Source organism: Jiella avicenniae (assembly GCF_021390325.1).
Taxonomy (GTDB): domain Bacteria; phylum Pseudomonadota; class Alphaproteobacteria; order Rhizobiales; family Rhizobiaceae; genus Jiella; species Jiella avicenniae.
Window position 1 is genome coordinate 330720 of the sequence record NZ_JAJUWU010000003.1, and the last position, 12406, is coordinate 343125.

At 66.7% G+C, this 12406-nt stretch carries 11 protein-coding genes; 5 read left to right on the forward strand and 6 right to left on the reverse strand.

The genetic code is table 11. The annotated features are described in order from the left end of the window. The first annotated feature begins 217 nt into the window (after positions 1 to 217). On the forward strand, positions 218 to 1732 hold the full coding sequence (locus LZD57_RS03755) for an SH3 domain-containing protein (RefSeq protein ID WP_233717776.1): 1515 nt from the start codon (positions 218 to 220) through the stop codon (positions 1730 to 1732). A 182-nt stretch (positions 1733 to 1914) separates the two neighbouring features. On the opposite strand, the gene irrA is transcribed toward LZD57_RS03755, so the two are convergent. Together irrA and LZD57_RS03765 are read right to left on the reverse strand one after the other, a co-directional pair. Continuing rightward, the gene (irrA, locus tag LZD57_RS03760; RefSeq protein WP_233717913.1) at positions 1915 to 2367 is read right to left on the reverse strand and encodes an iron response transcriptional regulator IrrA; all 453 of its coding nucleotides are present in this window, start codon (positions 2365 to 2367) and stop codon (positions 1915 to 1917) included. A 176-nt stretch (positions 2368 to 2543) separates the two neighbouring features. Then, positions 2544 to 3017 (reverse strand): hypothetical protein, encoded by a 474-nt coding sequence (locus tag LZD57_RS03765; RefSeq protein ID WP_233717777.1) that lies wholly within the window; start codon positions 3015 to 3017, stop codon positions 2544 to 2546. A 312-nt stretch (positions 3018 to 3329) separates the two neighbouring features. On the opposite strand from LZD57_RS03765, the gene fabA reads away from it, so the two are divergent. The 3 genes from fabA (at position 3330) to fabI (ending at position 6088) form a co-directional block, all read left to right on the forward strand. Continuing rightward, complete coding sequence (gene fabA / locus LZD57_RS03770) at positions 3330 to 3857, forward strand: 3-hydroxyacyl-[acyl-carrier-protein] dehydratase FabA (RefSeq protein ID WP_233717778.1); 528 nt, start codon at positions 3330 to 3332, stop codon at positions 3855 to 3857. A 141-nt stretch (positions 3858 to 3998) separates the two neighbouring features. Continuing rightward, positions 3999 to 5228, forward strand: a complete 1230-nt coding sequence (fabB, locus tag LZD57_RS03775; protein WP_233717779.1) for a beta-ketoacyl-ACP synthase I — start codon at positions 3999 to 4001, stop codon at positions 5226 to 5228. Positions 5229 to 5245: 17 nt separating this feature from the next. Next, on the forward strand, positions 5246 to 6088 hold the full coding sequence (fabI, locus tag LZD57_RS03780) for an enoyl-ACP reductase FabI (protein ID WP_233717914.1): 843 nt from the start codon (positions 5246 to 5248) through the stop codon (positions 6086 to 6088). A 103-nt stretch (positions 6089 to 6191) separates the two neighbouring features. On the opposite strand, the gene LZD57_RS03785 is transcribed toward fabI, so the two are convergent. From LZD57_RS03785 to LZD57_RS03795, 3 genes are all read right to left on the reverse strand, one after another. Then, positions 6192 to 6962: a Bax inhibitor-1/YccA family protein gene (locus LZD57_RS03785; protein ID WP_233717780.1), complete on the reverse strand. Its 771-nt coding sequence runs from the start codon at positions 6960 to 6962 to the stop codon at positions 6192 to 6194. A 251-nt stretch (positions 6963 to 7213) separates the two neighbouring features. Next, positions 7214 to 9772, reverse strand: a complete 2559-nt coding sequence (locus tag LZD57_RS03790; RefSeq protein WP_233717915.1) for an ABC transporter permease — start codon at positions 9770 to 9772, stop codon at positions 7214 to 7216. Positions 9773 to 9807: 35 nt separating this feature from the next. After that, on the reverse strand, positions 9808 to 10569 hold the full coding sequence (locus LZD57_RS03795; protein WP_233717781.1) for an ABC transporter ATP-binding protein: 762 nt from the start codon (positions 10567 to 10569) through the stop codon (positions 9808 to 9810). Positions 10570 to 10666: 97 nt separating this feature from the next. Here LZD57_RS03795 and LZD57_RS03800 point away from each other — a divergent pair, with 97 nt between their 5' ends. After that, positions 10667 to 11368 (forward strand): arylesterase, encoded by a 702-nt coding sequence (locus tag LZD57_RS03800; RefSeq protein ID WP_233717782.1) that lies wholly within the window; start codon positions 10667 to 10669, stop codon positions 11366 to 11368. 2 nt (positions 11369 to 11370) lie between these two features. On the opposite strand, the gene LZD57_RS03805 is transcribed toward LZD57_RS03800, so the two are convergent. Next, on the reverse strand, positions 11371 to 12354 hold the full coding sequence (locus LZD57_RS03805; protein WP_233717783.1) for a GlxA family transcriptional regulator: 984 nt from the start codon (positions 12352 to 12354) through the stop codon (positions 11371 to 11373). Positions 12355 to 12406: the final 52 nt, after the last annotated feature.

Below are 12406 nucleotides of genomic sequence, written 5' to 3' on the forward strand. Positions count from 1 at the left end.
GCCGGCGGCGTCTTGGGATCTAAGGGATCGATCGCGACGTCTTTTCCGTCAAGCTCTCCCGAATCATCAGACCTGTCCGCAGCTTTACCGTAAAGGCGGCTTGGAACAAAGCAATTGACTTTGCGTCAGCTTCACCGTCATAGCCGAGGTGGGGCAACGGCGGATCGGCCAAGGCCATCCCGGCCGGACGATCGGCCGATCATTCAGGTCTCGTTCCATGCGGGTTTCGTTCACGTCGTTCCGGTCGCCGGTGCCGGCACCCGGCACCCTTGCCGCCGCTCTGACCGCCTTTTCGCTCTTCGCCTCGTCCCTCCCCGCCTCCGCCGCCGAGGTCACCGTCAGGCCGGACCTCTACGAGCGCGTGGCGAAGGTGAAGCGGCTGTTTCCGCCCCGCTCGCAGTCCAGCGCGGACGGATTGAAGTCTGACGACGCCGGCGCCTTCACCACGCTCGACGTGTTTTCGCCGGATGCCAGCTCGGGCACGAAACCGGCCGTCCTGCGCATCGAAGGGCAGATCGACAAGGGCGATGCCGAGAAGGTGCGGAAGGTCCTCGAGGACTGGACCTACTATCCGCTCGTCGTTTCCTTCAACAGTCCCGGCGGCGTCTTCGCGGAAGCCTTCCGCATCGCCGAGGTGCTGCGTTACGACATCGAGAGTCAGGATCCGCGCATCGGCGGGCTGATCGTCATGGCCGGCGACCAGTGCCTCTCGGCCTGCGCCATCGCCTTCGCCGCCTCGGTCGACCGGGCCCACCCCGACACCGACAAGCGCCTCATTGAAAAAGGCGGCAAGCTCGGCTTCCACATGCCCTACATTCCGGAAGGCACCGACACGAGCACGGCCGGCGCCCGCGAGATGCTCGGTCTCGGCTACGACGTGGCGACCCAGATGGTCGCGCTTCTCCAGGACAGCGCCAATCCGCCGGAACTGCTCCTGCGCATGCTGCGCCATCGCACGGCCTCGTCCTTCTACGTGCTCGGCGGCGATCTGGAAGCCTGGCGCATGGGCTTCACGCCGGTCGCAGCGCCGGGCGCGGTCAGCGCGATCGGCCCGGCCGGCCTCGATACCGATGCCATCGGCCTGTTGTGCAATCTCAACCTCACCGCCGGGCCGATCCGGATGAGCGGCGCGGAAGACGAATTCACCTATTTCCAGCCCACCCTTTCCGAAGGCCAACGCAGCGCCGACCTGCCGCTCCTGACGCAACTCGCCACATCCGGCGGCAAGTCCTTCGACGTCACCGGCGGCTGGTTCGCCTGTCAGATCCGCCTCGACGACGAATCGAAGGTAGGGGTGGCAATCCGGCGCGGGGACGCGGCCTGCGGGGGCGCCGGCCAGAGGGAGCCCGGCGAAATCTGCGCCGCGCCTTCGACCGGCGTCGACACCGTCAGCAACGTCTTCCTCGCCGAAGCCTATTCCTGCCGCGACGACGTGGTTCTGCCGGGCACCTTCGCCGGCGAACGCCAGCCGAAGATCAAGCGCGACGTCTATCTGCGCGACGCGCCAGGTCGGAGCGGCCAGGTCGTCACGACGCTTGCCGCCGACAGCGCGGTCGAGGTGACGGGTTGCCGGGTAACGGCCGACGATCAGGGCGTCTGGTACGCCGTCAGCCGGCCCGGGGCGAAAGGCTGGGTCTCGGCGCGCTTCGTGGGCGGACAGGCGGAGACCTTCGCCTATCGCGGCGAGCGCTTTGCCATCGATCCTCCGGCCGGTGGCGAAGGCAGCGACTGAAACCGACGCTCACGACCGCTGGCACGTCCGCCGCCGGGCACCCGACGAGCCGGCTCCCGCCTCGAGGCGCAGATGCCAGGGCGCCGAAAATGAGAAGCCCCGGAACCATCATGGCGCCGGGGCTCTGAATGTCACGGTTCCGTCGGACGTCCGGCGAAACTGCCGGGACGCCGCATGAAGCTTCAGTGCGCGCTGCCCTGGCGGGCGGCATCCTTCCGGCGGCGAACGCGGACGACGACGTCCACATTGACGATTTCCATCCCCTCCGGCGGCTCCGGCAGCTCGTCGAGCTTCAGCGTTCCGACCGGAATGTCGATCATCTCGTTCTCATCCTCGATGAAGAAGTGATGATGATCGGAGGTGTTGGTGTCGAAATAGGTCCGCTGGCCCTCGGCCGAAAGCGGACGGACGAGCCCGGCGTCGGTGAACTGGTGCAGCGTGTTGTAGACCGTCGCGAGAGAGACCGTCTCGCCCGCCTTGTGCGCCTCTTCGTAGAGCTCCTCGGCAGAAAGATGCCTGTCGCCGGCACCGAACATGAGGTTGCACAAGGCCACCCGCTGCCGGGTCGGCCGCAGGCCCACCGAACGGAGCCGTTCGAACACGCAAAAACCCTGCGTCCGCGTCTGCTTTTCCATTCCCGAAAATGCCATGGTCCGAATTGCGTTCGCCCGCCACCGGGAAAGGTGGGGACCGGTTCAATGGCGGCACATAGCACAACGGCACGGCGGGCGCATCAAAAATCAGCGATAAACATGATATTCACGATCATGTTTCCACCTGCGCCTTTCCGCCGGCAGCGCCGCGTTCCGCCTCACGGGCAGCCGGAAGACGCGGCGAGAGCGTCGAGCGCCTTCGCCGAACCCGACAGCGGCAGGTCGTAGCGACCCGCCGGCGTCGCGACCTCCGCCTTGCGCCCCTTGCGCAGTGCCGCGACCAGTTCCCCGGCAGCACTTCCCGAGACCGAAGTGACCAGCGCCGGCAGCCTGGCCCCCGGCCGCTGCGCCGGTCTGGCGCGGAAGCGGCGCGCCGTATCGTCGACGGTCAGGACGACCGAATGGGCCGTGCCGGGCTGGAGGCGGGCGGCAAAGCCGAAGAAGCTCAGCGACAGTGCCCCGCCCCGGCAGCCCACGGCAAGCCCGTTGAAGCCGCCGTCGACCCACAGCCCGGCCTCCCCGCCGGCAAAGCGCCAGCCGGCCGCGAGCGCAGGATACGTGGCGGCGCAAAGGGAGACGAGAACGAGCGTCCGGACGAGACGTCGGGGCGGGCGGGAGATCGTCTTTTTCATGCGCGTCGAGGCTTTCGTGCGGGTGGGCTCGGCCGGCGGCATTTCTGCCGCCATCGATCGTTATCTAGACTTACTGGAATAACTTTGGCGAAGGATTCCGGGCGTCGGGGGTTTAAATGTCACCCACCCTCGACACATTTAACGTGCCCTTGCTTCCGCCGCGGTTCCGCGCTCCACGGAGCCGGGTCGGGGCGAACCGGCAGGGATCGGATGCGCTCCCGGTTTTCACGCGCGCATCCGACATGCTAAGGGCGCCAACGACAACGGCCATGTTTCGACCGGCCATCACTTCAGGGCGGAAAATCGACACCGATGACAGCGCGCAAATCCTTCTTCGACTACGACGATCTTCTCGCCTGTGGTCGCGGCGAGTTGTTCGGCGCTGGCAATGCGCAATTGCCGCTGCCGCCGATGCTGATGTTCGATCGGATCACCAGGGTCGAGGAAGCCGGCGGTGAAAACGGCAAGGGGCTGATCACCGCCGAATTCGACGTGAAGCCGGATCTCTGGTTCTTCCAGTGCCATTTCCAGGGCGATCCGGTCATGCCGGGCTGCCTCGGCCTCGACGCGCTCTGGCAGATGACGGGCTTCTTCCTCGGCTGGCTCGGCGAACTCGGCCGCGGCCGGGCGCTGGGGGTCGGCGAAGTGAAGTTTTCCGGCCAGGTGACGCCGAAGGTCAAGCTGGTCGAATACGGCGTCGAGTTTCGCCGAGTCATGCGCTCCAAGCTCAAGCTCGGCATCGCCAATGGCTGGATGAAGGCCGACGGCGAGATCATCTATCGGGCGAGCGACCTTCGGGTCGGCCTTTTCACCGATGCCGAAGCCGGCGCCGGTGCCTGAAGCGCCCGGCGGCGACCAACGGGCTGAACGAAGAACCAGGAACGAAGCGGCCGCTCCATCGTCGAGCGACGACCGCTTCCTCGAGACGATGGCCGGGTCTTGGGCGCATCGTTCTCGGGGAGACAGGAGAGGACGCACGGGATGAGACGGGTCGTCGTCACGGGCATGGGGATCGTGTCCCCGATCGGGAACGATGTCGAGGAGGTCGCCCTCTCTCTTCGGGAAGCCCGCTCGGGCATCTCCTTCGCGCCGGAATACAAGGAGCTCGGCTTCCGCAGCCACGTCCACGGCAAGCCGACCCTCGACCCCTCGACGGTGCTCGACCGGCGGGCGATGCGCTTTCACGGCGGCGGCACGGCGTGGAACCACGTCGCCATGGATCAGGCGATCGCCGATGCCGGGCTGAGCCAAGCGGAGATCTCCAACGAACGCACCGGCATCGTCATGGGCTCGGGCGGCTCGTCCACCATTTCCATCGTCCAGGCCGCCGACATCACCCGCGACAAGGGACCGAAGCGAATCGGGCCGACGGTCGTTCCCAAGGCGATGTCGTCGACCGCCTCCGCGACGCTGGCGACCTGGTTCAAGATCAAGGGCATCAACTATTCGATCTCCTCGGCCTGCTCCACCTCGAGCCACTGCATCGGCAACGCGGCCGAGCAGATCCTGATGGGCAAGCAGGACGTGATGTTCGCCGGCGGCTGCGAAGACCTCAACTGGTCGCTCTCCAACCTCTTCGACGCCATGGGCGCCCTCTCCTCGGACTTCAACGAGACCCCCGGCGTCGCCTCCCGCGCCTATGACAAGGACCGCGACGGCTTCGTGATCGCCGGCGGCGCCGGCGTGCTGGTGCTCGAGGACTACGAACGGGCGAAGGCCCGGGGCGCGAAGATCTACGCCGAGATCGTCGGCTACAGCGCCACTTCGGACGGCGCCGACATGGTCGCGCCCTCCGGCGAAGGCGCGGTGCGCTGCATGCGGCAGGCGCTGCAGGGCTTCGACGGCAAGAGCAACGCCTCGGTCGACTACATCAACCCCCACGCGACTTCGACGCCGGTCGGCGACCGGGTCGAGATCCAGGCCATCCGCGAGGTCTTCGGCGCGGACATCCCGCCGATCTCCGGCACCAAGTCGCTGACCGGTCACAGCCAGGGCGCCACCGGCGTCCACGAAGCGATCTACTCGCTGATCATGATGCGCGACGGCTTCATCGCCAAGAGCGCCCACATCGACGAAGTCGATCCGGAATTCGCCGACATTCCGATCGTGCGCGAGCGCCTCGACGACGCCCGGCTCGACCGGGTGCTCTCCAATTCCTTCGGCTTCGGCGGCACCAATGCCTGTCTCGTCTTCCAGCGAGTGGGCGAATAATGAAAAGAGACACCGCCATGGGCGATCTGATGAAAGGCAAGCGCGGCCTCGTCATGGGCGTCGCAAACCACAACTCGATCGCCTGGGGCGCAGCCAAGGCCTTGTCCGACCAGGGGGCGGAGGTCGCCCTCACCTATCAGGGCGACGCCTTCGGGCGGCGGGTGAAGCCGCTGGCCGAAGAGATCGGCTCGAAGCTGGTGATCCCCTGCGACGTCGAGGACACGGCGTCGCTCGATGCCGTCTTCAAGACGCTGAAGGACGAGTGGGGCTCGATCGACTTCGTGCTCCACGCCATCGCCTTTTCCGACAAGAGCGAGTTGAAGGGTCTCTACGCCAACACGACGCGCGAGAACTTCGTGCGCACGATGGTGATCTCCTGCTTCTCCTTCACCGAGGTGGCGCGGCGCGCCGCCGAGATCATGGAGAATGGCGGGTCGATGGTGACCATGACCTATGGCGGCTCGGTTCGCGTCATGCCGAACTACAACGTCATGGGCGTCGCCAAGGCGGCCCTCGAGGCCTCCGTTCGGTATCTCGCCGCCGACTTCGGCCCGCGCAACATCCGCGTCAACGCCGTCTCGGCCGGACCGGTCAGAACCCTCGCCGGTGCCGGCGTCTCCGACGCCCGGCTGATGTTCAACTACCAGCGCCGCAACGCGCCGATGCGCCGCAATACGACGATCGAGGAGGTCGGCGGCGCCGTCCTCTATTTGATGTCGGAGCTTGCCAACGGCGTCACCGGCGAGATCCACTATGTCGATTCGGGCTACAACGTCATGTCGATGCCCGCGCTCGACGAGCTGAAGGCGCAGGAACAGCGCAAGGCGATCGTCGAGGGCGAAGACGACGCCGAAAGCTGAGCCTCGGCGCGGCGGCCTACGCCGACGAGCGTCGCGACGATCCGATACGAAAAAGGGCGGCCCGAGAGCCGCCCTTTTCTCATTCCGTCGTCTGCCCTGCAGGTCAGTTGCGGTTGCCGAAGAGCTGCAGCAGGAACAGGAACATGTTCAGGAAGTCGAGGTAGAGGCGCAGCGCGCCCATGACCGCCTTGCGGCCCATGACGGCCGAGCCGTCGCCCTCGTAGTACATTTCCTTGATCTGCTGCGTGTCGTAGGCGGTCAGGCCCGCGAAGACCAGGACGCCGATGACCGAGATCGCGAAGGTCAGAGCCGGCGAAGCCAAGAAGATGTTGACGACCATCGCGATGACGATGCCGATCACGCCCATGAACAGGAACGAGCCCCAGCCCGAGATGTCGCGCTTCGTCGTGTAGCCCCACAGCGACAGCGCGCCGAAGGAGGCAGCGGTGATGAAGAACACCTGGGTGATCGATTCCTGCGTGTAGACGAGGAAAATCGTCGCCAGCGACAGGCCGACCATCGCCGCGTAGCTCCAGAAGGTCGCCTGCGCCGCCTGCACGCTCATCTTGTGCACGCGGAACGACAGGAAGAATACCATTGCCAGCGGCGCCAGCATCAGCACCCACTTCAAGGGCGATACGAAGACGGTGTAACCGAGATCGGTCAGGAACAGATCCGGACGGACCTGATAGGCCGTCGGCTCGGTCGTGACCGACATGGCGTAGAGAGCATAGGCAGCGATGCCGGTCAGCGCGAGGCCGCCCGCCATCAGGTTGTAGACCTTCAGCATGTAGCTGCGAAGGCCCTGGTCGATATCGGTCCGCGTACCGGCAGCGGGCACGGACCGCATACTGGCATTGCGATAATCAGCCATGGATCGAATTCCTTTCTGCGTGTCCCGTCCGGTGTCCGCGCCCTGGATTACTTCAGGAACGGGCGGGGAGGCGCCGCTGGCGGGACGCCCAGCAGTCCTGCGGCTAATATGCGGATTGCGGTTTTCCGGCACAAGAGCGCAATCCGCGCGAATGCCCGAAATCCCGGCCGATACGATTAAATCTGCGTTATCGGCGAAGCCGGACGCGGCGTATCGCCAACCCCGGCATCCCGATGATGCCGTCGCCAGTCTTACAGGTTCCTCAACACCGGCGCCGCCTTCTGGCCGAGGATGCGCCACGTGCCCGCGAGGCCGAAGCCGACGGTGAGCACCAGCGAGACGATCAGCGTCGTCAGCGCCACGGTCCAGTCGAACACCCAGGGCAGCGCCATGATCGTATCGACGACGAACCACGAGGCGGCCGCCCCGGCAGCGACGGCAAAGACGCCCGTCGCGAGGCCGAGCATCATGTATTCCGTGGCGAAGGCCTGGACGAGCGTCACCCGCGTCGCCCCGAGCGTCTTCAGAACCACCGCATCGTGCATGCGCCCGCGATTGCCGGCCGCGAGCGCACCGGCCAGAACCAGCACCGAAGAGACGAGGGCGACGCCCGCCGCGACGCGGATCGCCAAAGCGAGCTGGGCGATCAGCGCGTTGACCGCGTCGAGCGCTTCCTTGACGCGCACGGTGGTCACCGCCGGAAAGGCGTTGGTGATGCCATTCACGACGCTCTTTTCCGCCGCTTCGTCGTCGTTCTGGATCGACAGCGTCGCGAGCCACGCGTGCGGCGCCCCGGCGAAGGCGTTGGGCGAGAACACCATGACGAAGTTGATGCCGAGATTTTCCCACTCGATCCGGCGGAAATTGGCGATCTTCGCGGTCACGTTCCGTCCGAGCACATTCACCGTCAGCGTGTCGCCGATCTTCAGGCCGAGTTCGCCCCCCTCCTCGGCCGCAAAGGAGACTAGCGGCTCGCCGGAATAGTCTTTCGGCCACCATTCGCCTTCCGTGAGAGACGAGTTTTCGGGCACCGTCGGCGAGTAGGTGATTCCGCGGTCGCCGCGCAGCACCCAGCCGCCCTCGGCCGGGATCTTCATCTTTGCGACCTCCTGGCCGTTGAGACGGGTAATCCGCCCGCGCAGCATCGGCGCGGCATCGAGCGTCGAGCCGGGCGCCAGTTCCTCGACCTTTTCGCGGAACGGGTCGATCTGGCCGCTCTGGATGTCGATGAAGAAGAAGTCGGGCGCACGGTTGGCGAGCCCGGTGCCGACTTCCCGGCGCAGGTCGTAGTCGATGATCGCGAGGGTGACGAGCAGCGTCAGGCCGAGGCCGAGGGAGAGAACGACGGAAGGCGTCAGCGCGCCGGGACGGTGGATGTTGCCGATGGCGAGGCGCAACGGCGTCGAGCGCACCCGCGGCGCGCGCCGTGCGAGCGCCGCGATCCCCGTCGCGACGACGCGCAGGATGACGAAGGCGGCCGCCGTGCCACCCAGGAAGATCAGCGCCACCCTCTTGTCGCTCGCCATGGCGACGGCGAGGCCCGACATCATCAGCGCCAGCACCACCGCTGCACCGAGATAGAACCAGCGCATGGGCACCTTGCCGCCACCACCCGCCTCACGGAACAGCGCCGTGGCCGGCACATCCCGGGTCCGACCGAGCGGGATCAGGGCAAAGGCGAGCGACGTCAGGATGCCGAACAGTGCGGCGACCAGCAACGCTCCCGGATAGAACGATGCGTCCGCCGCGACGGGAATGATGCTCTCCAGAAAGCGGGCGGTGACGAAGGGCGCAATGATGCCGAGGACGAGACCGAGCACGATGCCGACACTCGCCAGCGCCATGATCTGGATGAGATAGACTGCGACGACGAAGCGGCCACTCGCTCCGAGGCTCTTGAAGGTCGCGATCACGTTGCGCTTGGAATCGAGATAGGCCCGGACCGCATTGGCAACGCCGACACCGCCGACGATGAGCGCGGTGAGACCGACCAGCGTCAGAAATTGCGAGAAGCGCTCGATATTGTTCTGCAGGGAGGGCGAGGCATCCTTGGCGGTGCGCACGCGAAAGCCCGACTGGGGAAAGCGCTCGTTCGCCTCGGTGGCGATCGCTTCGGCATCCCGGCCGGGCGGCAGCTTCACCTTGTAGTTATAGGCGATCAGACTCCCCGGCTGGACGAGGCCGGTGGCCGACAGCGCGTCTTCCGAGATCATCAGCCGCGGTGCGAAGGCGAGCCCCTCAGACAGAAGATCGGGCTCGCGGTCGAGGACGCCGGTCAAGGTCAGTGTGAGATCGCCGAGCCTGACCTTATCGCCGGGATTGACGCCGAGACGGTCGTAAAGCCCCTCGACCGCCACCGCGCCGTAACCGTCGGAGGTCTTGGCGAGGAGCTCGGAAAGCGGTTGCTCCGGGGTCGTCTCGACGCGGCCGTAGAGCGGATAGGAGCCGTCGACCGGCTTCACCTCGGCGAGCGCCTGATCGCTGCCGTCGGACAGCCGCACCATCGAGCGCAGCGATTGGGTCTCGGACACCTCGCCGAGGGAATTCAGGTAGCGGAGCTCCTCCGGGGTCGCCTGGCGCTGGACCAGCGCGAAGCGCAGGTCGCCGCCGAGAATCGCCTTGCCTTCCCGCGCAATGCCCTCCGACATCATTCCCGCGACGGAATTCACCGCCGCGATCGCACCGACGCCGAGGGTAATGCAGGCGAGAAAGATGTAGAAGCCAGAAAGGCCGCCGCGCATCTCGCGCAATGCGAAGCGCAGGGCAAGACGAAGCCTCGCCTTGCGGCCGAGCGCATCCTGCCGCTCCATATCACGGGCCCGGGCAATGTCCTCGGCGGCGACGCTCATCGGGCCGCCTGCGCGGCAGAGTCCGGACGCTCTAGCGACGCCGTCTCACGCGGCTGCGCCTTGCCGAGCCGGTCATCGCGGAGGCCGTCGTCGTGGATGATGCCGGATCTGACGGCGATCGTCCGCTGGCAGCGCGAGGCGAGCGCCGGGTCGTGGGTGACGAGGACGAGGGTCATCTGCCGGCGCGCCTGCTCGGCGAAGAGAAGATCGGCGACCTGCCGGCCGGTCTCCTGGTCGAGATTGCCGGTCGGCTCGTCGGCGATCAGGATGGCCGGCTCCGGCGCCAGCGCCCGTGCCATGGCGACGCGCTGCTGCTCGCCGCCGGAAAGTTCGCCGGGATAATGGGTCGCGCGGTCCTTCAGGCCGACATTCGACAATTCGCGCTCGGCCCGGGCGAACGCGTCGGGCGCGCCGGCGAGTTCGAGCGGCACGGCGACGTTTTCGAGCGCCGTCATGTTGGGGATCAGGTGGAAGGACTGGAAGACGATCCCCACGTTGCGGCCGCGAAACGCCGCCAGTTGATCCTCGCTCATGCCGGCGAGCGGCGTGCCGGCGATCTCGACCACCCCCTCGTCGGCGCGCTCCAGCCCCGCCAGGACCATCAGCAGCGTCGATTTGCCCGAGCCCGAAGGGCCGACGATGCCGACGGATTCGCCGCGTTCGACCGAAAGATCCACCCCCTTCAGCACGTGAACGGTCGAGCGGCCGGAGCCGAGGGTGAGTTGAACGTTTCGTAATCGGATTGCCGTTTCCGCCAAGGTCGTCGCTTCCTATGTCAGGATGGTTGAATTCTGCGGGCCCGAAGTCCGGCCCGCAAGGCGGTTCGGCCGGCTCGGCTGACCATATGGGTGCCTCATGCAATGCTTCCAACCGCTCGTCGGCCGTCTGGCCATCGTCCTCACGGCCTTGTCATGGCTCGCCGTCGGCGCGGCATCGCCGACGGCGGCGCAAACGTCATCGCCCGAGCCCGAGGGGAAGACGATCGAGATCGTCGCTTTCGGCGACAGCCTGACCCAGGGCTACGGCGTCGATCCCGGCAAGGCCTTTCCCGAGCAGCTTCAGGCGGCCCTTCGAAAAGACGGGCTGAACGCGACGGTCGAAAATGCCGGCGTGTCGGGCGACACGACCACCGGCGGGCTCTCCCGGCTCGACTGGTCGGTGCCGCAGTCGGCCGATCTCGTCATCGTCGAACTCGGCGCCAACGACGCGCTGCGGGGAATATCGCCCGAGATCACCCGCCAGAACCTCGACGAGATCCTGAAGCGGCTGACCGAACGGGGGCAAAAGGTGGTGTTTGCCGGCATGCTGGCCCCGCCGAACATGGGCGAGGACTATGCCAGGAGCTTCAACACCATCTATCCGGATCTCGCGCAGCAATATCCGGTGACCTTCTATCCGTTCTTCCTCGAAGGCGTCGCGGCCGAGGCCGGCCTCAACCAGGCCGACGGCATGCATCCGAACGCCGACGGGGTCGCAAGAATCGTCGACCGGATGAAACCGGTCATCGAGGAGGCGCTCGGCGAGACCGCGACCGCGGACGGCGGCGCCTCCGACTGACCTCAGGACGGGCGGGCGGATGCCTCGATGCTCTCGCGGCGCGTCGCCGTCGGCGGCTGGCCGAACTGTCGCCTGAAGCTGCGGGACAGTGCGGAGACAGACGAAAAGCCGGTTCTGACGGCGATCTCGGCGATGGAGATGTCGGTGTCGACGATCAGCCGCCTCGCGGCGGCAAGGCGCAGCGACAGGTAGAACGCGCCGGGGGCGCTGCCGGTCAGCCGCTCGAACGAGACTTCCAGGCTGCGCCGCGAAACCGCGACACGGCGAGCGATCTCGCTCACCGTCAGCGGTTCGTCGACATGCGCCTCCATGATCCGCACCGCCGCCGCAAGGCGGGGATCGCGGGCGGCGATGCGGCCGAGAGCGACCGGCGACTGGTTCCGGCTGCCGGCTTCCAGACCGTCATAGACGTAGAGGCCGGCCACCTCCAGCGACAGCACCTGGCCCTGCCGCGCCCGGATGAGATTCAGCAGGAAATCGAGGGCCGGCGCGGCGGCGCCGGTGGTGAAGACCCGTCCATCCATCACCCAGCGGTCGGAGACCGTGCGGACGTTCGGGAAGGCGGCGGCGAAATTCTCCAGATCCTCCCAATGGGTCGTCGCCGCGCGGCCGTCGAGGAGCCCGCAAAGGCCGAGGACCCAGGGCCCGGCCTCGATCCCGCCGACGTGACCGGCATTGCGCGCGGCGGCCAGAAGCGTGTGGCGGAAGGCGGCGTCGGCATGGCGGTGGACGTTGAAGGCCGCCAGCACGATCAGGACGTCGCAGCGTGCCGCCGGATCGAGCCGTCCGTCGACCTTGACGACCAGCCCGCAGCTCGTGGCCGGATCGGTGCCGTCGGGCGAGACCACACGCCAGCGGTAGCATTGGCGGCCGGAGATGCGGTTCGCGCCGCGCATGGGGTCGAGCGTCGCGGCGAGCGACATCAGCGAGGTGTCCGGCAGGACCACGAGCGTGACGTCGAGGGGTTGGGATGATCTTTCAAGCATTGCTGCGCAAAACGCCAAATCAGTCGCGCAACAGGTTAAGCGACCGAAACGC

Excerpts from the sequence above, each read along its gene's own strand:
- LZD57_RS03800 (WP_233717782.1), top strand. The coding sequence starts at position 10,667 with ATGCAATGCTTCCAACCGCTCGTCGGCCGTCTGGCCATCGTCCTCACG.
- fabB (WP_233717779.1), top strand. The coding sequence starts at position 3,999 with ATGAGACGGGTCGTCGTCACGGGCATGGGGATCGTGTCCCCGATCGGG.
- LZD57_RS03785 (WP_233717780.1), bottom strand. The coding sequence starts at position 6,962 with ATGGCTGATTATCGCAATGCCAGTATGCGGTCCGTGCCCGCTGCCGGT.
- irrA (WP_233717913.1), bottom strand. The coding sequence starts at position 2,367 with ATGGAAAAGCAGACGCGGACGCAGGGTTTTTGCGTGTTCGAACGGCTC.
- LZD57_RS03755 (WP_233717776.1), top strand. The coding sequence starts at position 218 with ATGCGGGTTTCGTTCACGTCGTTCCGGTCGCCGGTGCCGGCACCCGGC.
- LZD57_RS03790 (WP_233717915.1), bottom strand. The coding sequence starts at position 9,772 with ATGGAGCGGCAGGATGCGCTCGGCCGCAAGGCGAGGCTTCGTCTTGCC.
- fabI (WP_233717914.1), top strand. The coding sequence starts at position 5,246 with ATGGGCGATCTGATGAAAGGCAAGCGCGGCCTCGTCATGGGCGTCGCA.
- LZD57_RS03805 (WP_233717783.1), bottom strand. The coding sequence starts at position 12,354 with ATGCTTGAAAGATCATCCCAACCCCTCGACGTCACGCTCGTGGTCCTG.
- fabA (WP_233717778.1), top strand. The coding sequence starts at position 3,330 with ATGACAGCGCGCAAATCCTTCTTCGACTACGACGATCTTCTCGCCTGT.
- LZD57_RS03765 (WP_233717777.1), bottom strand. The coding sequence starts at position 3,017 with ATGAAAAAGACGATCTCCCGCCCGCCCCGACGTCTCGTCCGGACGCTC.